The sequence below is a fragment of the Nonlabens sp. MB-3u-79 genome (assembly GCF_002831625.1).
Taxonomy (GTDB): Bacteria; Bacteroidota; Bacteroidia; order Flavobacteriales; family Flavobacteriaceae; genus Nonlabens.
This window is the reverse complement of the sequence record NZ_CP025116.1, coordinates 1,592,665-1,612,617: the sequence shown is the minus strand read 5'-3', so window position 1 is coordinate 1,612,617 and position 19,953 is coordinate 1,592,665. Positions and strand designations below refer to the sequence as shown.

Below are 19,953 nucleotides of genomic sequence, written 5' to 3'. Positions count from 1 at the left end.
TGACACTATGAAAATGTTATCTTTCTTCATGATGATTCTTCTTGCATCAACATGCGCTGATTCAGGCAAAGAGACGGAACAGGCCGTAAATACAAACCCCATTGAAGTGCCTTCTCAAAATGGAATGCAACGTGCTTACTTTGCTAGTGGGTGTTTCTGGTGTGTAGAAGAAATTTACGAAGGTGTAAAGGGAGTAAATGAGTCTATCTCAGGCTATTCTGGCGGCCATACAGAAAACCCTACTTATGAAGACAGCAATACTGGTAGAACTGGTCATGCTGAGGCTAACGAGATCATTTATGATCCTGAAGTGGTTTCTTTTAAGACACTAGTAGACGTTTATTTTGCATCACAAAATATCGAACAAGCAAACGGGCAAGGACCAGATAACGGTTCTCAATACAGGAGTATCATCTTCTATCAAAATGATAATGAAAAAAAGATTGTTGAAGCTAAAATTACTGCCTTAACTAAAGAAGGTTATGACGTGGCTGCCGAAGTGAAGCCGTTTCAAAAATTTTGGAAAGCTGAAGGTTATCATCAAGATTACGCAAAACTACATCCTACTCAAGGTTACATAAGAGGTGTTTCTATACCTAGGTTCAAAAAGTTTGCTACAAAAATGCCCCAACTGATTAAAGAAAGTGCCAAACACTAATCTAACATTCCAAAATAGTACCCCATATACACGAGTGATAAAACGCTCAAAGTAAAAATTCCCGAAAGAGAAATTGCCCTCATGATAAATTTAGGTCGATGCTCTTCTGGGAATTTTTTTCTAGTGACCAGTCTATAATTCAAGGTAGCTACAATAGGTGCAAATAGAAAAGACAATACCGTAGCTATATCTACGAGTAAAAGAAAACCATTAGGGTTACCACTTAAACCATAGCAAAGACTAAAACCTCCCAAAGCCGTAACGCTTAAAGCAGCTAAGTACCACTTTTCATCAGTTACAGACCCTGCTATGAACAACACCTCACTGGTTCTTTTTAAGGCTCTAGAATAACCGTCTAGAACCCCTAAACTTGTACCGTACATGATACAAAAAGCAGCAGTTGCAATGACGTAATAAGACCACTGCCCCATGGCACTGCTAAACAAATTAATAACTTGATTGGCAAACCCTGCACTTCCAGAAATGATTGGCGTATCCGTTCCATAAACTAAATAAGAACCTAATGTGAGAAACATCACTGCAAGAACCGCACTGATCCAGTAACCTAGCGCAAACTCATGAGTCGCCTCTTTTACAGAAGATTTATAACCAGAGGCTTTTTGCTTCTCCAGCGTCCAGAGACTATTCCAAGTACTTAAATCAACCGCTGTAGGCATCCATCCCATAAGTGCTATAGCAAAAGGAATGGTACTCAGAGACCAGATTTCTGGAGCATCAAATTGATCTGATGCCACTGCTGCTCCTTTATAAATGACGAGAATAAAAGAAATTGCTACACATACAATCATTACCAGACCAACTACTTTAATAAATCCATCGAGAAACTTATACTTCCCCCATGCGAGTATCAAGAAAGAAGATCCTATAATTAAAAGAAGAGGTGAAAACGTATAGGCCATTTCGTGAAGCTGAAACAATTCTTTCATAAAAACAGCAGTCACTTGAAAAACTGCTGCACTCACAAAAAACAAGCTTACAATCATCACAAAAAAATAAGCGATAATAGCCCATTTGCCTAAACTTCTATAGCCGTCGATGAGACTCTCCCCTGTTGCTGCTGCATAACGGGTTCCATACTCAAAAAATGGATATTTTAAAATATTGATCACTACAATTGTGAATAAAAAACCAAATCCATACATCATTCCAGCACGAGTGCTTTGCACCAGATGACTGACTCCTATAGCAGTACTCGCAAATAACAAGCCTGGACCTAAAACCTTGAAGAATCTATTCATACAGGCAATATAAAAATATTATAATAAGCTTATGAAATTCCGCTTTCGCGAAAGCGGAGTTAAAGCTAAAGTCGTTTCAGAGAGAAATCATTGTAGTACTATATTAGAGTTTTAAATTAACGAATCAATCGATTATGAAAGATTTTTAATTATGTTTGTCTTGTTATGTCAATAAACAATAATTTCAGAACTAATAATAATCCTTCACAAACGTAGGTAGTCTCTGGTATTTAAAATATTCAAAAGGTCTACTTCTCAAGTAGGCCTTTTTTCATTTAAAAATTTAAAATATGTGTGGTATTGTAGGAATGTTTCAACTGAAGAAAGACAGTCAAGAGCAGAGAGAAAGAATCTTAGAATTATCTAAGAAGTTAAGGCACAGAGGCCCAGATTGGTCAGGAATCTATTGTGGGGACAATGCGATCCTAGCCCACGAGAGATTAACAATCGTAGACCCGCAATCTGGTGGACAACCTCTTTACAGTCCTGACGGAAAAGTAGTTTTGGCCGTAAACGGTGAAATTTACAACCATCAAAACATACGTGACCATTACATCAATTATGATTTTAAAACAAAATCTGACTGTGAAGTCATTCTAGCTTTATATCAAGATAAAGGAGTTGATTTTATGGATGAGCTTACCGGTATGTATGGTTTTGCGCTTTATGATATAGAGAAAGATGTTTTCTTGTGCGCAAGAGATCACCAAGGAATGATACCTCTGTATTACGGTTATGATGAATTAGGTCAGTTTTACGTTGCTAGCGAGCTTAAAGCACTCGAAGGAACTTGTAACCAGATCGCTCCATTCCCTCCAGGACATTATTATTATAGTGAAACTGGTGAGTTTACTAAATGGTACGATAGAGACTGGAAAGATTATGATGCCGTTAAAAACAATACAAGCTCTGTAGCCGATTTAAAAAAAGCAATGGAAGAAAGTGTTCACAGACACTTAATGAGCGACGTGCCATACGGAGTGTTGCTCTCTGGCGGCCTGGACAGCTCTATTGTTAGTGCTATAGCAAAAAAATACGCTTCTAAAAGAGTAGAGTCTGGCGACCATGCAGAAGCCTGGTGGCCGCAATTGCACTCTTTTGCCATAGGATTAGAAGGAAGCCCTGACCTCGCTGCTTCACAAGTAGTTGCAGACCATATAGGCACCGTGCATCACAGTGTGAATTTTACTGTTCAAGAAGGACTCGATGCGATCAAAGACGTCGTTTATTTCTTAGAAACTTATGATGTAACAACCATTAGAGCCTCCACTCCAATGTATTTACTCGCTAGAGTAATTAAATCAATGGGAATTAAAATGGTGCTTTCTGGAGAGGGAAGTGATGAAATATTTGGAGGCTATTTATATTTCCACAAAGCTCCTAATGCAGAAGAGTTGCACAAAGAAACCGTACGCAAACTCGATACCCTGCACCTTTATGACAACCTAAGAGCAAATAAATCTTTGGCTGCATGGGGAATTGAAGGACGAGTACCCTTTTTAGACAAAGAGTTTATGGATGTAGCGATGCGTTTAAACCCTAAAGATAAAATGTGTGGCAATGGCAAAATGGAAAAACACATTTTACGAGAAGCATTTGAAGATTATCTTCCTAAAAGCGTCGCTTGGAGACAAAAAGAACAATTTAGTGATGGCGTGGGATACAACTGGATCGACACCTTAAAAGAAGTTGTTGAAAGTGTGGTGACTGATGAGATGATGGAAGCAGCTCCTTTTAAATTCAAGATCAATCCGCCACAATGCAAAGAAGAATATTATTACCGCAGTATCTTCTCAGAGCACTTTCCTAGCGATGCAGCTGCCAGTTGTGTACCTTCTTTAAAATCAGTAGCTTGCTCTACACCCGTTGCCTTGGAATGGGATGAAGCTTTCAAGCATATGAATGACCCCTCTGGACGTGCGGTAAGTGGAGTCCATGACCAAGGTTATTAAAATCATCTAAAATAGTTGCGGTTTTCAATTACCGTGATTACTTTTGACACATAATGAAAAGAACTAATCATACATGGTGGTGGAATAATACAGCTCAACAGCCGTAAAGTTGCCCGTATGTTTTTAATAAACTTAAAAGGTCTACTTAACGGTAGGCCTTTTTTCTTTTAACTAGTATTGAAACCATTTTAAGAATGAATCACATTCAAGACACCTATACACCTCGTAGTACACAACAAGTCATCCTTGCAGACACGCTTACTCCTGTTGCTATTTACATGAGATTGCGCGATCGATATCCCAATAGTATCCTTTTGGAAAGCAATGAATACGGACAACGCAGCAATAGTTATTCTTTTATATGCTGTAATCCAGTAGCCACTTTTGAGGTAAATAAGAAAGAAATTAAATCGAGTTTCCCTGATCACACCTCTAAGTCACAAGAATATTCTTCCGCTTTTGACCTCACTTCTGGATTGAATGAATTTAAAAACACATTTGCTCAAGTTGAAAATGAGTTTCCTTTTCCGACCAACGGTCTTTTTGGTTACCTCAGTTATGATGCGGTACAATTATTTGAAGAATTGGAGTTCCGCTTGCGCGAAGACGAAACCAATAACATCCCTCTTGCCCATTATCAAGTATTTCAAAATGTGATGGTTTTTGATCACTACCACAACCAGCTGTACGTTTTTGATCATTCCTATGCTGATAACCAAAGTAAACTAGAAGAAATAGTAACGGTTATCAATCATAGAGATGTAGCAAACTACAGTTTTAAATGCACTGAAGAAGAGACTTCAGAAATGAAGGATGATGATTTTAGAGAACTTGTAAAGAAAGGAAAAGAGCACTGCCATAGAGGCGATGTTTTTCAAATCGTACTCTCTAGAAAGTTTGAACAAGCCTTTCAAGGAGATGATTTTAACGTTTACCGACAGTTACGAGCTATCAATCCAAGCCCGTATTTATTTTATTTTGATTACGGTGATTTTAGAATATTTGGGTCCTCTCCAGAAGCACAATTACTTATTTCTGGCACAAAGGCCAGCATCCAACCTATTGCCGGAACTTATAAAAGAACCGGAAACGATACCGCCGATTTAAAAGCTGCCGAAGAATTAAAAAAGGATCCCAAAGAAGCAGCTGAGCATATGATGCTGGTAGATCTCGCCAGAAATGATTTGAGCCGCCATGCAAAAAATGTGGTGGTAGAGGATTATCAAAATATTCACTTTTATTCTCATGTTATTCATATGGTTAGTAAAGTGAGTGGTATCATAAATGAAAAGGATAAAATTCAACTTATAGGTGATACCTTTCCGGCTGGTACATTAAGTGGCGCTCCTAAATACAGAGCCATGCAATTGATCGATCAATATGAACAATCTTCCAGAGAGTTTTATGGTGGTGCCATAGGTTACTTAGGATTTGATGGTAATTTTAACCACGCCATTATCATCAGAAGTATTTTATCAAGAGAAAATAAACTGGTCTTCAGAGCTGGAGCAGGTGTAGTAGTAGAAAGTAATATAGAAAACGAAACCCAAGAAGTATATCATAAAACCAATGCACTTAGAAGTGCTATAACCAAAGCAAATTAAAATTATGAAAACAATTAAAATAGTAGGCGGCATTTTATTTATTTCCTCTTTTCTTTTTTCTTGTCAAACGGAGAAGAAAGACCTTATTGACATCAAGATCATAGAGAAAGATGGCCTGGAGAGTATGACCTACCTGCCAAATCTAGAGTTTAATGAAATAAAAGATAGCGCAATTTTCCTTTTTGATGAAAAGGATTACTACCGGATTTTTACAAGCGAAATAAAAGTGGCACCTCCTATCTATCAAAATGATGTTATAAAAGTAAGAGTATTCACTAGAAGTCAATTAGCCGAAAACAAAAATGAATACGGCTTTTTGGTAAGAACGTACAGTAAGGACGGAAAAATTAAAGATGAAATGGTTGTAGCATCTACTATCGGCGATCTCAGCTGTGAAGGGAAAATCACTTCTGACCTTAGAGTTGTCACCTATTGTCCAAGTGGAGAAAAAACGATAGCACAAATTGAAAAGGATGGATCGATAAAAGTTATAGAAAATGAGTAAAAATATTTTATTAATAGATAACTACGATTCTTTTACTTACAATTTAGTCCACTATTTAGAGGAATTGGGTACACAACTTACTGTAGTGCGCAATGATAAAATCACCCCTCAAGAATGTGAACCCTATGACGCTATCGTACTTTCTCCGGGGCCGGGAATCCCAAGTGAAGCGGGTAATCTGATATCGATTATTAACCATATGAAGGATAAAAAACCGCTATTAGGGATTTGCTTAGGACACCAGGCTATTACAGAGGTCTTTGGTGGAAAAATCATCAATCTTGAAAAAGTATATCATGGGGTTGCTACTCAAATGTCCCATAATGGAAATGAAATTTTTAACGATATAGATTCAGAATTTGAAGCTGGTCGTTACCATTCATGGGCTGCTGAAAACGATAGCTTTCCTAATATTTTAGAAATTACTGCAACTGATGAGAACGGTCAAATCATGGCATTGAAGCATAAAGAATTACCTATTTACGGCTTACAATTCCATCCGGAGAGTATCATGACACCTCAAGGGAAAACCATGCTTAAGAACTTTATAGCAACCTTATAGAATGAAGGATATATTAAATGAATTATTTAATCACGGCACACTTTCAAGAAAAGCCGCTTATGACATCCTTACCGCCATTACCAGCGGCTCGGTGAACGATTCACAAATAGCAGCTTTCCTTACCGTTTATGGAATGCGCAGTATTACCGTAGAAGAGCTCGCTGGATTTAGAGACGCCATGCTTGAGCAAGCAAATCTCATTGATTTAAAAGAGTTTAATCCTATAGATTTATGCGGAACTGGTGGTGATGGAAAAAACACTTTTAATATAAGTACACTCGCTAGTTTTGTTACTGCTGGTGCAGGTATTCCAGTAGCAAAACACGGCAATTATGGGGTGAGCTCGGTAAGTGGCTCGTCAAACGTAATGGAACACTTAGGATTTGTATTTTCCAATGACCAGGCTATTTTAAGAAAGCAAATTAGCGCAGCTAACATTACATTTTTACACGCACCTCTATTTCATCCTGCGATGAAAGCTGTAGCACCCATTAGAAAACAACTGGGGGTGAAAACTTTTTTCAATATGCTTGGCCCTTTAGTAAATCCAGCAAAACCAAAATTACAAAGTGTAGGTGTTTTCAATTTGCAGCTCGCGCGCAACTATGAATACCTTTTTCAGTCGGAGACTGATAAAAAATATGCCATTTTACATGCGCATGAAGGCTACGATGAAGTAAGTCTTACCGGCAAAGTACGACTTGCAAGAAACAATGGTGTTAGTGATTTATCTGCTGCTGATTTTGGTATGGATTTTTTGAAACAATCAGATATTTACGGGGGAGAAACCGTTGAAGACGCTGCGCATATTTTTATGAATGTTCTTAATAATAAGGCTACTGCTGCTCAAAAAAATGTAGTGATCGCAAATGCTGCAACAGCTATTTCAGTGGCAAAAGATATAGAGATCATAAAAGCAGTAGAACTAGCTAGAACATCTTTAGAATCTGGAAAAGCTCTGAAAAGCTTTAAAAAACTAATGGAACTCAAATAGTAACCGAAGAACGCATCTAGTAAAACAATCAAGGGTGGAATGTGTTCTACCCAAACAATAAACCATGGAAGACATTCTTAAAAAAATAATTACTCAAACAGCTCAAGATCTAAAAGCTAGAAAGCAAACGACCTCTCTTTCTGAGTTAAGAGAAATGCCTTCCTATTCCAGAGAAGTAGTTTCATTGTACCAAAGCCTTAAAAGCGGCAGCGGTATTATTGCTGAACATAAAAGACAAAGTCCTAGCAAAGGTTCTTTTAATTGTCCAATGAATCTGGAAGAAATAGTAAAAGGATATGAAAGTGCTGGCGCAAGCGCTATAAGCTGTTTGACTGATCAGCCTTTTTTTGGCGGCACATTACAAGATTTAATTGATGCTAGAACTGTATTGAACATTCCAATATTGCGTAAAGACTTCATGATAGATTTATATCAAGTTCATGAAGCAAAAGCATTTGGTGCAGACGCTATTCTTCTTATAGCAACTTGTTTGAATAATGAAGAGCTTAAGACGATGTCGTTAGAGGCAATGAATTTAGGACTGGAGATTCTTTTTGAAGTTCACGATTTAGAAGAACTTAATAGAATCAAAGAAGTTACTGATTCCTTTAATATTGAAAAATATGTCATCGGTGTCAACAATCGAGATTTGAAAAGGTTCCAAACAGATATTCAAAACAGTAAAAAGCTATTACCTCACTTTCCTCCAGGTGTTATCGCCATATCAGAAAGTGGTATTTCAAATCCAGAAGTGGTGAAGGAACTTAAAACCTTAGGTTTTCAAGGCTTTTTAATAGGTGAAAACTTTATGAAAACAGAGCAGCCTGGAGCAAGTTGTGAGCAGTTTATAAAAGCGATCAACTCATGATGATCAAAGTGTGCGGTATGCGCGACATAGAAAACATCAATCAATTGCAGGAACTAGATATAGACTTTATGGGGCTTATACGCTACCCAAAATCCAAGAGGTTTGTCTCTGATGAGCAAAGAGATAAAATAGCTCAACAAACCATGAACAAAGGGACCGTCGGTGTTTATGTAAATGAAACTTTTGAAAACATTCTTCAGGATATCATACCCTTGGAATTAGATGTTATTCAATTACATGGTGATGAAGATGTTGCTTTCGCGAAAGCCTTACTAGAAATAGATCTTAAAATATTTAAAGCTTTTCAAATCTCAGAAGGTTTTGATTTTGAAGGTTTAATAGAGTGGCAAGAACTCGCAAGAACTTATCAAGGAAAATTATTCTTTTTGTTAGATACGGCGACACCAGATTATGGTGGTAGTGGTACGAAATTTAATTGGCAAATTCTCGACTCATATAAAGGAGACGTGCCCTTTTTATTAAGTGGAGGTATTTCAAAAAGCGATGCTGAAACCATTAAAAAAATAAAACACAATATGTTTTTAGGAGTAGATCTCAACTCAAAATTTGAGTCACAACCTGGCCTTAAAAACATAGCAGAACTAAAAACATTCATAGAAAAACTAAGAAAATGAGCTATCAAGTAGATGAAAAAGGATTTTATGGAGAATTCGGTGGTGCATTCATTCCAGAATTACTCTATCCTAATATTGAAGAACTTCAAGAAAACTATTTAAAGATTGAAAAATCACCAGAGTTTCAAAAAGAGTTTCATCAATTGCTTAAAGATTACGTAGGTCGCCCTACTCCCCTCTTCCTAGCAAAAAGGTTATCAGCTAAGTATGGTGCAGAAATCTGGTTAAAACGAGAAGATTTATGTCATACTGGTGCACATAAGATCAATAATACCATTGGACAGATTATACTTGCTGAAAAACTAGGCAAAAAAAGAATCATTGCAGAGACAGGTGCCGGACAACACGGTGTCGCCACTGCTACGGTTTGTGCTTTAAAAGGCCTGGAGTGTATCGTCTACATGGGTGAAAAAGACATCAAACGTCAAGCGCCTAATGTTGCCCGTATGAAAATGCTAGGAGCAACAGTACGACCTGCTACAAGTGGATCTAAGACTTTAAAAGACGCTACTAATGAAGCGATGCGCGACTGGATTAACAACCCAGAAAACACTCATTATATCATAGGTTCTGTAGTTGGACCGCATCCATATCCAGATATGGTAGCTCGTTATCAGTCCGTTATTTCTGAAGAGATCAAAAACCAGATGGACGGCTTACCAGATTATGTGATTGCCTGCGTGGGTGGTGGATCAAATGCCATGGGAGCTTTTTATCATTTTCTAGATGATAAAGAAGTGCAATTAATAGGTGTAGAAGCAGCTGGATTAGGTATTCATACTAATAAAACAGCAGCTACCTTGACATTAGGAACTCCGGGGGTATTACACGCCAGTCGGTCTATCATGATGCAAGATAAAGATGGACAGGTGGTCGAACCACACAGTATTTCTGCTGGATTAGATTATCCTGGAATAGGTCCTGCGCATGCATGGTTAAAAGTATCTGAACGGGCACGATATATGGCAGTAACTGATGCAGACGCACTTATCGCAGCTGTGGAAGTAAGTCGTATGGAAGGAATTATTCCTGCTTTAGAAACGGCTCATGCATTTTCAGTATTGAAAGACTTAGATTTAAAACCTACCGACCGAGTAGTTATCAACTTATCTGGTCGTGGTGATAAGGATATGAACACGTATATGGAGGAATTGAATTTACTTTAAATTTTTATCTTCCCTAGGAAGCTAATTTATTTCTTAAGTTAAGAAAGAACAAATACATCCATTAATCGCAAGTGATCATTTTAAAAAGGTCACTCACTTCGGTCTGAACCCATGCAATGAGCAGACAAAATAAGAGGAATGAATTATGAAAAACAAACTCACGGAATTACTCCAACACAAGCCTGAAGGTTTGTTAAATATATTCTATACCGCTGGATATCCTCAATTAGAAGATACCATTCCCCTGCTAACTGCGTTAGAAAATTCTAAAGTAGACTTAGTGGAAATAGGAATACCATTTAGTGACCCATTAGCAGATGGCCCTACTATTCAAGAAAGCAGTAAAATTGCTCTAGAAAATGGCATGTCTATAGAGAAGTTATTTTCTCAATTAGAAAATCATACGGCAAAAGTACCATTGCTTTTGATGGGATATTTGAACCCGGTAATGCAATACGGGCTTGAAGCATTTTGTAAACGCTGTCAAGAAGTTGGAGTAGACGGCTTGATCGTACCCGACTTACCTATGTCAATTTACCAGACAGAATTTAAAGAGGCGTTTGAAAAGTACAACATCAGCAATATATTTTTAGTAACTCCACAAACTTCAGATAAGCGTATTAGAGAAATAGATAAAAACTCTAACGGTTTTATCTATGCGGTAAGTTCTGCAAGTACGACAGGTTCTAAAACAAACTTTTCTGCGGCGGCAGACTATTTAGGTAAACTCAAGGGAATGAATCTTAACACACCTGTTCTTACAGGTTTTAACATCACAAACAAACAAAACTTTCAAGATGCCTGCAAGTATGTGAACGGCGCAATTATAGGAAGTGAGTTTATCAGACAAATAACTGATGTAGAAGACATTTCTCATGCAGCTGCAACTTTTGTTGCCTCTATTAAATAAATTAAGAATAGATCTAAAGAGGTATCATTTAAAATTGAGTTAAAACCTATCAATAAAGTAGGATAAACTTTCAATATTCATTTTTCAGACTTATGTTTGCATTATAATGAGAGCACAAAACGTACATCACCATCATTTTTTAACTTACCGCCAGGCGAGATAAAATGTATTGATGTATTTCAAACATATTTAAAAACCGTCTGTTTCAGACGGTTTTTTTGTTTTCTTAAATTTGAAAACTTTAAAATATCTGTAGACAGCTTAAACAACATTCTAAGATAGAATGACAACAAAAATTATGATCAGAATAGCAGTACAAAAATCAGGGCGACTATCAGATAAATCTTTGCAACTTTTAAAAGATTGCGGAATCAAATTTGACAATGGCGGTCGCAAATTATCAACTCAAGCAAAAAACTTCCCTATGGAAATTCTTTTCTTACGTGACGATGATATTCCGCAATATGTAGCAAATGGAGTTGCAGATTTAGGAATTCTTGGATTGAACGAAGTAGAAGAAAAGGATCAAAAAGTAGATGTCATCAAACAATTGGGTTTTGCAGGTTGTAGGTTGAGTCTAGCGGTTCAAAAAGACGTAGATTATACCGGCCTAGAATGGTTCAATGGTAAAAAAGTAGCCAGTAGCTATACGACCATCGTTAAAAAGTTCTTTGCCGATAAAGGCATCAATGCCACAACCGAAGAGATAGGTGGGTCTGTTGAGATTGCTCCAGGGATAGGACTGGCCGAAGGAATTTGTGATATCGTTTCAACAGGCTCTACCCTACTCATGAATGGACTTAAAGAAGTAGAAACGGTCATGTATAGTGAGGCTGTTTTAATTTCTAATCCCAACCTGAACTCCGAGAAAAACGACTTATTAGGCAAACTGCTTTTCAGAATGGAAGCTGTACAAAATGCACAAAAAAGCAAGTACATTTTACTTAATGCACCTAATGATAAGATTGATGAAATATCAGCACTTTTACCCGGTATGAAAAGCCCAACCGTTTTACCACTAGCTGAAGAAGGCTGGTCAAGTTTGCACTCTGTTATTGAAGAAAATGACTTTTGGAATGTGATTGATCAGTTAAAAGACGCGGGTGCACAAGGAATATTAGTCATTCCAATTGAAAAATTAATAGCCTAATGAAAATTATTTCTAATCCAGACCATTCGCAACAACAGCAATTATTAGAACGTCCTCAACAAAAACGCACTCAAGTGGAAACTGCTGTAAAAGACATCATTCAATTGGTTAGAGACAACGGCGATCTGGCCTTATTTGCTTTTGCTGAGAAATTTGACAAAGCAACACTTAGTGTTCTCAGAGTCACTGAAAAAGAAATTGAAAAAGCGAGCGAACAAATTGCTCCAGAATTAAAAGCCGCCATTCAAACGGCTTATCAAAATATTTACAAATTTCACGAAGCAAACTACACCAAGGAGTATCCGGTCGTAGAAACCATGCCCGGAATGACTTGCTGGAGAAAATCCTTGCCTATTCAAAAAGTAGGCTTGTACATACCTGGCGGTTCTGCTCCTCTTTTTTCAACGGTTTTAATGCTCGCTATTCCTGCAAAAATAGCGAGCAATAAAAAAGTCGTTTTATGCAGTCCTACTGATGCTCATGGCGCTATCCATCCTGCTGTATTGTACACCGCTAACCTTTGTGGAGTAACGGAGATCTATAAAGCTGGTGGAGCACAGGCTATCGCAGCAATGACTTATGGTACGGAGAGTATTCCTGCAGTAGATAAAATTTTCGGACCTGGAAATGCCTTCGTCACTAGAGCCAAAGAACTCGCTCAACAACAAGGTGTAGCTATCGATATGCCCGCTGGACCGTCAGAAGTGTTGATCATCGCTGACAAAGATGCCAATCCAGAATTTGTAGCTTCAGATCTTCTTGCCCAAGCAGAACATGGACCAGATTCTCAGGTCATCCTTTTAACAGACTCTTTGAGCTTAAGCGAGGCTGTGAATACCGCATTAGAAATACAACTAAGCACGCTTTCGCGAAAGCAAACAGCAGAAAAAGCTATAGAGAACAGCAAAACTATAGTCTTAAAAAACATGGAAGAATGCATCCATTGGTCGGATGCCTATGCCCCAGAGCACTTGATTATAAACACTGTAAATGCTGACGAAGTAGCAGAACAAATTCAAGTAGCTGGCTCAATTTTTATAGGTTCTTATACCTGTGAAAGTTTAGGAGATTATGCCAGCGGAACCAACCATACCCTGCCTACTTATGGATATGCCCGCAATTACAGTGGTGTGTCAGTCGATAGCTTTGTAAATAAAGTAACCTATCAAAAAGCGACCGCTCAAGGCATTAAAAACTTAGGCCCAGCCGTTGAACAAATGGCTGCTGCAGAAGGTCTTGACGCACATAAAAACGCGGTGTCGATTCGACTAAAGAGCATTGAGGCCAACCCTAAATCCCTTCCAGAGGGAGGGACTTTTAATCAACGAGCGCAGTGAGACCAAATTACTTTCCCCTTGGGGAAATGTCCGCAGGACAATGGGGCTTAAATGCAACAACATAAAAAATGGAATTTAACTTAGAAAACATAGTCCGTAAGAACATCTGGAACCTGCAGCCGTATTCTAGTGCGCGTAGCGAATTTGACCTGTATGGTAATGGGAAAAAGGAGTTGACTTTACTGGATGCAAATGAGAATCCTAAAGGAGATTTGAACAGGTATCCAGACCCATTGCAGTCTTCGATTAAAGAAGAACTCGCAAAACAAAAAAACCTCTCCAAAAGCCAAATTTTTGTTGGTAATGGTAGCGACGAGGCCATTGATTTATTGTACCGTATTTTCTGTGAACCAGGAAAAGACAGCGTTATTACCTGCCCTCCTACTTATGGAATGTATGAAGTGAGTGCTGCAATTAACGATGTAGAGGTCTTAAAAGTGCCGTTGTGCAAGGACTTTTCGATGGATTTAGAAGCGATTGCGCAACAAGTGCGCAATGACTCTTCAATAAAGATTATTTGGATTTGTTCTCCTAATAACCCGACAGGAAATGCACTTCTTAAAGCCGATTTAAAGCACGACTGGGAAGCACAAAACTACACCCGTGGCGGAATGATGGACATGCCATTTGCACCAGAGTTTGAAGCTGAAATGCTAGAAAACCAACGCAAATTGGATCGGTTATTTGGTGCCTTTAATGGTATTATAGTCGTTGATGAAGCCTATCAAGATTTTACAGAGAATATTAGTTTTATCAATAGATTAGAAGATTATCCCAATTTAGTGGTATTACAAACCATGTCTAAAGCGCATGGACTCGCTGGAGCACGAGTGGGTTTTGCCTTTGCCTCAACAGAAATTATAGAGCTATTCAATAGAACAAAGCCTCCCTATAATGTAAATGAACTCTCACAGAGAGCTGTTTTAGAAAGGCTACTGCAATCTGATAAAACTCAAAATGACATCCAAGAAATCATCACCAACAGAGCTTTTCTTGCTGAACATTTAAAGAGTTTTGACTTCATCAATGAGGTCTATCCTAGTGAAGCAAATTTCTTACTAGCTCAAGTAGAAAACGCTACTGAAGTATATAATTACCTGCGCGATAACGAGGTTATCATACGCAATCGCAGCAGTCAGATAGCCGATACATTAAGGTTTACAGTAGGAACGAGAAAAGAATGTGAAGAAGTGATAAAGGCGCTGAGCACATTTAAAAAGAATTAGAATAATTAAAACCGAAGCCATTCAACAAAGGCTTGACCTATGAAAAAAGTATTATTTATAGACCGAGATGGTACGATTGTAAAAGAACCACCAGTAGATTATCAACTGGACAGTTATGAAAAGCTAGAGTTTTTGCCTATGGCCATTACTCAATTGCACCGCATCGCTAGAGAACTGGATTATGAACTCGTCATGGTAAGCAATCAAGATGGTTTGGGAACAGATAGTTTTCCTGAAGATACATTTTGGCCCGTTCATAATTTAATGATGAATGTCTTAGAAAATGAGGGCGTCCACTTTAGTGAAGTATTGATAGACCGCTCTTTTCCAGAACAAAAGGCACCTACTCGCAAGCCAGAAACTGGTTTAATGACTCATTATATAAAAGGTGATTACGACCTGGAGAATAGTTTTGTTATCGGTGATCGTAACAGCGATATGCAGCTTGCAAAAAATCTAGGTTGTAAAGGAATTCAATTACCATCGATTACTGATACTACAAAATTTGAAGATGAGTTGGTCGTTTTAAAAACTGATTCTTGGAAAGAGGTTTTTGAATTTCTACGTGGTCAACCTCGTAAAGTACAGGTGACTCGCAAAACCAATGAAACCGATATCAACATCGTTTTAAACCTAGATGGCTCTGGAAACGGGACGATTGATACCGGTTTAAAATTTTACGATCACATGCTGGAGCAACTGCAACGTCATGGATCGCTAGATTTGGACATTAAGGTAAAGGGTGATTTAGAAATAGACGAGCACCACACTATAGAAGATACGGCGATTGCTTTAGGTGACGCTTTCGCGAAAGCTTTATCCTCCAAAAAAGGAATCAACAGATATGGCTTTTTGCTGCCTATGGACGATTCGCTAGCACAAGTGGGAATAGACTTTGGTGGACGTCCATGGATTGTTTGGGAAGCCGATTTTAAACGCGAATATGTAGGCGATATGCCTACAGAATTGTTCTTTCACTTCTTTAAATCATTCAGCGATGCCGCAAAATGCAACCTGAATATGAAAGTAGAAGGAGATAACGAACACCACAAAATTGAGTCGCTTTTCAAAGCATTTGCTAAGGCTATAAAAATGGCCGTAAAACAAACAGGCGACGGGAAATTACCCAGCACAAAAGGAACTTTATGATTGCGATTGTAAAATATAATGCCGGTAATATAGGTAGTGTGACAAACGCGCTCCATCGCTTAGGAATTGAAAACAAAGTTACTGATGATCCTGCAGAATTGCAGGCAGCAGACAAGGTGATTTTTCCAGGCGTAGGTGAAGCTGGAACAGCAATGAAATACTTGCGAGAACGCGGATTGGACAAGGTGTTGAAAGAGTTAAAACAACCTGTATTAGGAATTTGTCTGGGAATGCAATTGATGTGTAATCACAGTGAAGAAGGGAATACAGATTGTTTAGGTATTTTTGATACCGCGGTTAAATTATTCCGCCCTTCAAGAGCGCTTCGACAAGCTCAAAGCGGCAACTCTCAAGGCGAAAAAGTACCGCATATGGGATGGAATTTTTTAAACACTGAAGATCGATTAGCGCATAACGAAAATCTAAAATCAGGGGTCGTAGATCAGGGATCGCTTCTTATGCAAGGATTACCAAAGCAAGCAGATGTGTACTATGTGCATTCTTATTATGCCGAGATTTGTGAACACACGATTGGCGTTTGTGACTATATCTTACCTTTTAGCAGTATGTTGCAAAAAGATAATTTTTATGCCACTCAATTTCACCCAGAGAAAAGTGCTGGAGTTGGCGAGCAGATTTTGAAGAATTTTATATCCATTCCTGTAAATGTAGGAATCTAGCTGGTTTGACAACCAGCTTTAGTGTTGAGAAAGATAAAGGTTTCCACCCTTAAGAGTTGAGAAAAGAAACCTCAGAAGACAGAGTAAACACCTAACTATGGCGCTATGAAGCGGAAGGATTAATAAAATAAAAACCCGTTTATTTTCCTTTTTAGGAAAAGGTCCTCTGGACAATGGATAGAAAAAAATGCAGCTGCTGGAATTTAAAAGATTCTTGCCTGCGTACAAAAGGATTGAATCATATAGTAACTAAATAAAAGCAGGTGGTAAATCGTTGAGATTCCCATCTGCATGAGAATACATGAGAATAATACCAGCAATAGATATCATAGACGGTAAATGCGTGCGCCTTTCACAAGGTGATTACAACCAAAAAACGGTTTATAACGAAGACCCTCTTGAGGTGGCTAAAGAATTTGAGGCCAACGGAATTAAACACCTGCACTTGGTAGATCTGGATGGTGCTAAAAGCAGCCATGTGGTAAATTGGAAAATATTAGAGCGTATCGCTGGTCAGACTGGTTTGCAGGTTGATTTTGGCGGTGGCGTAAAAACCGATGAAGATATCAAAGTAGTATTTGAAAGCGGAGCAAAACAAGTTACTGGCGGCAGTATTGCCGTTAAAGATGCCGCTAGATTTGAAGGATGGATTTCCAACTATGGAAGTGATAAAATCATCTTGGGTGCTGATGCAAAAGACGGCATGATTGCAACACATGGATGGTTAGAAAGTAGTGCGTTAGAAGTGGTTTCCTTTATTACCGAATGGAACAAAAAAGGAATCGAATACATCATTTGTACAGATATTGCAAAAGACGGCATGCTGGCCGGACCTAGCTATGAGTTATATGAGAAGATTCTCGAGTTAAATAAAAATCTAGGTGATGACCAGCAGATTCCGCATCAAGTGCGGAATGACATCAAATTAATCGCTTCTGGTGGTGTTGCGGTGGTGGATGATTTACATCGCTTACGCGAAATGGGGTGTGAAGGAGCTATAGTTGGTAAAGCATTTTATGAAGGCAGAATATCCTTTAAAGAATTAAGAGCGTTTGTATAGCGACCGCTTGACATATCAACTTTTAAAGGTAAGTGATCTACAAGAATTTCATGCCTTACATAGCATACCTGAAGTAGATCAATTCAATACCTTGGGAATTCCTGAAAGTATAGAAGTCTCTCAGCAATTACTAGATGAAGCCATTAAAGCACAAAAGCAAAAAGAAGTCAGCAAACTCACCTACTCTATCAAATTGAAAGACAGTAAGGATTTTATTGGGTTTTGCGGTATCATAAAGAGCTCTAAAAAATATGCTAAAGCAGAATTGTGGATGAAGTTTTATCCTAAGTTCTGGAATAAGGGTTATGCTACAGAGACTATTCAGACACTTTTAAAAGCCTGTTTTGAAGAACACCAACTTCATAGAGTTGAAGCCGGATGTGCGGTTGAAAATCAGGCTTCAAAACGAGTGCTAGAAAAATGTGGCTTTGTTGTAGAAGGAATACAAAGAAAAAATTTGCCTTTAAAAAGTGGCTGGAGTGATAATTATGAGTTTGGAATTTTAGAGGAAGATTGGAATAAATAATTACCGTAAAAACGGGAATATAGCTGGTTGACAAACTGGTTTAAAATATAATATTAACCGATTCCGCTCTTGAGCGGAAGGACAAAAAAAGTTTCCCTTTTGGGGAAATGTTTGCAAGACAATGGGGCTAAAAAAAAGAATCATACCATGCCTTGATATCAAGGACGGACGCACTGTAAAGGGAATTAACTTTGTTGGATTAAGAGATGCTGGTGATCCTGTAGCTCTTGCTCAACAATATGCAGATCAAGGAGCTGATGAGTTGTGCTTCTTGGACATTACAGCAACTATTGAAAAACGAGATACGCTCGTACCATTAGTAAAAGAAATAGCTGCTGTTTTAAACATTCCATTTACAGTAGGAGGCGGTATTAATGACGTGGCCCTAGCTAAGGAAATCATTAAAGCTGGTGCCGATAAAGTTGCGATCAATAGCGCAGCCGTAAAACGACCTGAATTAATTAGTGAACTAGCGGCAGAATTAGGCAGTCAATGCGTTGTAGTTGCGGTGGATACCAAACGTATCGAAATAAATGATCCAACAGAAGCATCACTCAACGGCTTCACAAACAAAGTTTTTGTAGCTGGAGGGCGTGTGGAAACAGCTTTAGAAACCATTGCTTGGTGCGAAGAAATAGAACGCCTAGGTGCTGGGGAAATTTTGTTAACCAGTATGGATCATGACGGCACCAAAAACGGATTTGCATTAGAATTGACTGATTTGATTTCTAGGAAATTAAACATTCCTATAATTGCCTCAGGAGGTGGTGGCACAGCAGCTCATTTTGAAGAGTTATTTAAAGACACCGAAGCTAGTGCTGGACTAGCCGCGAGTATATTTCACTTTGGAGAATTGCCAGTTCCTGAGTTGAAAAAGCAGTTGGTTGAAGTTGGAGTTGCAGTGCGAGTTGTCGAATAGTTAACTAGAATTAAGATAGAACAAGGCGATTCCGCTCTGTGGTGGAATGACAAATTCAATATCGTCCTGTGTCAGCCTGAAAAACGAAATTAAAAACATTGAGGTGGGAATTTAAAACTTCTGCCTGCAAGAAAATTGTAGCTATGAAATTAGATTGGAATAAAGCAGAAAACGGATTACTACCGGTGATTATACAAGATGCAATGAGCAAAAAAGTCTTGATGCTGGGCTATATGAATAAAGAAGCTTTTGCAAAAACACAAGCTGAAAACAGAGTGACTTTTTACTCGCGTAGCAAGCAGCGACTTTGGACAAAAGGAGAATCTTCACAGAATTATCTAGATGTAGTGGCTATTAAAATAGACTGTGATCAAGATGCGATTTTGATTCATGCAAACGCTCATGGGCCTACTTGCCATACAGGTGAGCTGAGTTGTTTTGATGCTGTTAATGAAACTCGCTTTCGCGAAAGCGAAACAGAAAACAGGTTTACTATCAATGATTTAGAAAAAATAATCCACCAGCGTATTGATGATAAAGTAGAAGGTTCTTACACCTATTCTTTGATTCAAAAAGGCATTAATAAAGTCGCTCAAAAAGTAGGCGAAGAAGCAGTTGAAACAGTTATAGATGCCATTAATGGGAAAGAAGAAGACTTTATCTACGAGGCTGGCGATTTGATGTATCACTATCTCGTTTTACTCAAAGCAAAAGGATTCTCACTAGCTGATATCGAGAAAGAACTGGCTAACAGACATTTATAAGAACAATATCAGAAGGAGAGTTACGTTAT

Annotated in this window: 20 protein-coding genes; 19 read left to right on the top strand and 1 reads right to left on the bottom strand. The window is 38.3% G+C overall.

Going from position 1 to position 19,953, the window contains the following annotated elements:
• Positions 1 to 7 precede the first annotated feature (7 nt).
• Complete coding sequence (gene msrA, locus CW736_RS07115) at positions 8 to 658, top strand: peptide-methionine (S)-S-oxide reductase MsrA (RefSeq protein WP_101013301.1); 651 nt, start codon at positions 8 to 10, stop codon at positions 656 to 658.
• Here msrA and CW736_RS07110 read toward each other — a convergent pair.
• Positions 655 to 1,917: an NRAMP family divalent metal transporter gene (locus tag CW736_RS07110; RefSeq protein WP_101013300.1), complete on the bottom strand. Its 1,263-nt coding sequence runs from the start codon at positions 1,915 to 1,917 to the stop codon at positions 655 to 657. The genes msrA and CW736_RS07110 overlap by 4 nt on opposite strands.
• Before the next feature lie 290 nt (positions 1,918 to 2,207).
• Between CW736_RS07110 and asnB the strand changes: the two genes are divergently transcribed.
• The 18 genes from asnB to hisIE all read left to right on the top strand — a co-directional run bounded on the left by asnB (position 2,208) and on the right by hisIE (position 19,924).
• Positions 2,208 to 3,869, top strand: a complete 1,662-nt coding sequence (asnB, locus tag CW736_RS07105; protein WP_101013299.1) for an asparagine synthase B — start codon at positions 2,208 to 2,210, stop codon at positions 3,867 to 3,869.
• Positions 3,870 to 4,063: 194 nt separating this feature from the next.
• Positions 4,064 to 5,473, top strand: coding sequence for an anthranilate synthase component I family protein (locus CW736_RS07100; protein WP_101013298.1), 1,410 nt, complete (start codon positions 4,064 to 4,066; stop codon positions 5,471 to 5,473).
• A gap of 4 nt (positions 5,474 to 5,477) precedes the next feature.
• The gene (locus CW736_RS07095; protein ID WP_101013297.1) at positions 5,478 to 5,978 is read left to right on the top strand and encodes a hypothetical protein; all 501 of its coding nucleotides are present in this window, start codon (positions 5,478 to 5,480) and stop codon (positions 5,976 to 5,978) included.
• Complete coding sequence (locus CW736_RS07090) at positions 5,971 to 6,540, top strand: anthranilate synthase component II (protein WP_101013296.1); 570 nt, start codon at positions 5,971 to 5,973, stop codon at positions 6,538 to 6,540. Before CW736_RS07095 ends, CW736_RS07090 begins: the two co-directional genes overlap by 8 nt.
• A 1-nt stretch (position 6,541) precedes the next feature.
• The gene (trpD, locus tag CW736_RS07085) at positions 6,542 to 7,534 is read left to right on the top strand and encodes an anthranilate phosphoribosyltransferase (protein WP_101013295.1); all 993 of its coding nucleotides are present in this window, start codon (positions 6,542 to 6,544) and stop codon (positions 7,532 to 7,534) included.
• 64 nt (positions 7,535 to 7,598) lie between these two features.
• Positions 7,599 to 8,402 (top strand): indole-3-glycerol phosphate synthase TrpC, encoded by an 804-nt coding sequence (gene trpC / locus CW736_RS07080; RefSeq protein ID WP_101013294.1) that lies wholly within the window; start codon positions 7,599 to 7,601, stop codon positions 8,400 to 8,402.
• 17 nt (positions 8,403 to 8,419) lie between these two features.
• The gene (locus CW736_RS07075) at positions 8,420 to 9,037 is read left to right on the top strand and encodes a phosphoribosylanthranilate isomerase (RefSeq protein WP_232735308.1); all 618 of its coding nucleotides are present in this window, start codon (positions 8,420 to 8,422) and stop codon (positions 9,035 to 9,037) included.
• A complete protein-coding gene (gene trpB, locus CW736_RS07070) occupies positions 9,034 to 10,203 on the top strand; it encodes a tryptophan synthase subunit beta (protein ID WP_101013292.1) in 1,170 nt (389 codons plus the stop codon). Before CW736_RS07075 ends, trpB begins: the two co-directional genes overlap by 4 nt.
• Before the next feature lie 145 nt (positions 10,204 to 10,348).
• Positions 10,349 to 11,113 (top strand): tryptophan synthase subunit alpha, encoded by a 765-nt coding sequence (gene trpA / locus CW736_RS07065; protein WP_101013291.1) that lies wholly within the window; start codon positions 10,349 to 10,351, stop codon positions 11,111 to 11,113.
• 298 nt (positions 11,114 to 11,411) lie between these two features.
• Positions 11,412 to 12,263 (top strand): ATP phosphoribosyltransferase, encoded by an 852-nt coding sequence (gene hisG, locus CW736_RS07060; RefSeq protein ID WP_232735307.1) that lies wholly within the window; start codon positions 11,412 to 11,414, stop codon positions 12,261 to 12,263.
• Entirely contained in the window at positions 12,263 to 13,600 is a 1,338-nt protein-coding gene (gene hisD, locus CW736_RS07055) for a histidinol dehydrogenase (RefSeq protein ID WP_101013289.1), read from the top strand. The genes hisG and hisD overlap by 1 nt, the downstream gene beginning before the upstream one ends.
• A 68-nt stretch (positions 13,601 to 13,668) precedes the next feature.
• The gene (locus CW736_RS07050; RefSeq protein ID WP_101013288.1) at positions 13,669 to 14,826 is read left to right on the top strand and encodes a pyridoxal phosphate-dependent aminotransferase; all 1,158 of its coding nucleotides are present in this window, start codon (positions 13,669 to 13,671) and stop codon (positions 14,824 to 14,826) included.
• Positions 14,827 to 14,865: 39 nt separating this feature from the next.
• Positions 14,866 to 15,975, top strand: coding sequence for a bifunctional histidinol-phosphatase/imidazoleglycerol-phosphate dehydratase HisB (gene hisB, locus CW736_RS07045; protein WP_101013287.1), 1,110 nt, complete (start codon positions 14,866 to 14,868; stop codon positions 15,973 to 15,975).
• Positions 15,972 to 16,655, top strand: a complete 684-nt coding sequence (gene hisH, locus CW736_RS07040; RefSeq protein WP_101013286.1) for an imidazole glycerol phosphate synthase subunit HisH — start codon at positions 15,972 to 15,974, stop codon at positions 16,653 to 16,655. The genes hisB and hisH overlap by 4 nt, the downstream gene beginning before the upstream one ends.
• Positions 16,656 to 16,956: 301 nt before the next feature.
• Positions 16,957 to 17,715, top strand: a complete 759-nt coding sequence (gene hisA, locus CW736_RS07035; RefSeq protein WP_101013285.1) for a 1-(5-phosphoribosyl)-5-[(5-phosphoribosylamino)methylideneamino]imidazole-4-carboxamide isomerase — start codon at positions 16,957 to 16,959, stop codon at positions 17,713 to 17,715.
• A 7-nt stretch (positions 17,716 to 17,722) separates the two neighbouring features.
• Positions 17,723 to 18,241: a GNAT family N-acetyltransferase gene (locus tag CW736_RS07030; RefSeq protein WP_232735306.1), complete on the top strand. Its 519-nt coding sequence runs from the start codon at positions 17,723 to 17,725 to the stop codon at positions 18,239 to 18,241.
• Between the two features lie 121 nt (positions 18,242 to 18,362).
• On the top strand, positions 18,363 to 19,160 hold the full coding sequence (hisF, locus tag CW736_RS07025) for an imidazole glycerol phosphate synthase subunit HisF (RefSeq protein ID WP_101013283.1): 798 nt from the start codon (positions 18,363 to 18,365) through the stop codon (positions 19,158 to 19,160).
• Positions 19,161 to 19,294: 134 nt separating this feature from the next.
• A complete protein-coding gene (gene hisIE, locus CW736_RS07020; protein WP_262493811.1) occupies positions 19,295 to 19,924 on the top strand; it encodes a bifunctional phosphoribosyl-AMP cyclohydrolase/phosphoribosyl-ATP diphosphatase HisIE in 630 nt (209 codons plus the stop codon).
• Positions 19,925 to 19,953: the final 29 nt, after the last annotated feature.

Excerpts from the sequence above, each read along its gene's own strand:
- msrA (WP_101013301.1), top strand. The coding sequence starts at position 8 with ATGAAAATGTTATCTTTCTTCATGATGATTCTTCTTGCATCAACATGC.
- CW736_RS07110 (WP_101013300.1), bottom strand. The coding sequence starts at position 1,917 with ATGAATAGATTCTTCAAGGTTTTAGGTCCAGGCTTGTTATTTGCGAGT.
- asnB (WP_101013299.1), top strand. The coding sequence starts at position 2,208 with ATGTGTGGTATTGTAGGAATGTTTCAACTGAAGAAAGACAGTCAAGAG.
- CW736_RS07100 (WP_101013298.1), top strand. The coding sequence starts at position 4,064 with ATGAATCACATTCAAGACACCTATACACCTCGTAGTACACAACAAGTC.
- CW736_RS07095 (WP_101013297.1), top strand. The coding sequence starts at position 5,478 with ATGAAAACAATTAAAATAGTAGGCGGCATTTTATTTATTTCCTCTTTT.
- CW736_RS07090 (WP_101013296.1), top strand. The coding sequence starts at position 5,971 with ATGAGTAAAAATATTTTATTAATAGATAACTACGATTCTTTTACTTAC.
- trpD (WP_101013295.1), top strand. The coding sequence starts at position 6,542 with ATGAAGGATATATTAAATGAATTATTTAATCACGGCACACTTTCAAGA.
- trpC (WP_101013294.1), top strand. The coding sequence starts at position 7,599 with ATGGAAGACATTCTTAAAAAAATAATTACTCAAACAGCTCAAGATCTA.
- CW736_RS07075 (WP_232735308.1), top strand. The coding sequence starts at position 8,420 with ATGCGCGACATAGAAAACATCAATCAATTGCAGGAACTAGATATAGAC.
- trpB (WP_101013292.1), top strand. The coding sequence starts at position 9,034 with ATGAGCTATCAAGTAGATGAAAAAGGATTTTATGGAGAATTCGGTGGT.
- trpA (WP_101013291.1), top strand. The coding sequence starts at position 10,349 with ATGAAAAACAAACTCACGGAATTACTCCAACACAAGCCTGAAGGTTTG.
- hisG (WP_232735307.1), top strand. The coding sequence starts at position 11,412 with ATGATCAGAATAGCAGTACAAAAATCAGGGCGACTATCAGATAAATCT.
- hisD (WP_101013289.1), top strand. The coding sequence starts at position 12,263 with ATGAAAATTATTTCTAATCCAGACCATTCGCAACAACAGCAATTATTA.
- CW736_RS07050 (WP_101013288.1), top strand. The coding sequence starts at position 13,669 with ATGGAATTTAACTTAGAAAACATAGTCCGTAAGAACATCTGGAACCTG.
- hisB (WP_101013287.1), top strand. The coding sequence starts at position 14,866 with ATGAAAAAAGTATTATTTATAGACCGAGATGGTACGATTGTAAAAGAA.
- hisH (WP_101013286.1), top strand. The coding sequence starts at position 15,972 with ATGATTGCGATTGTAAAATATAATGCCGGTAATATAGGTAGTGTGACA.
- hisA (WP_101013285.1), top strand. The coding sequence starts at position 16,957 with ATGAGAATAATACCAGCAATAGATATCATAGACGGTAAATGCGTGCGC.
- hisF (WP_101013283.1), top strand. The coding sequence starts at position 18,363 with ATGGGGCTAAAAAAAAGAATCATACCATGCCTTGATATCAAGGACGGA.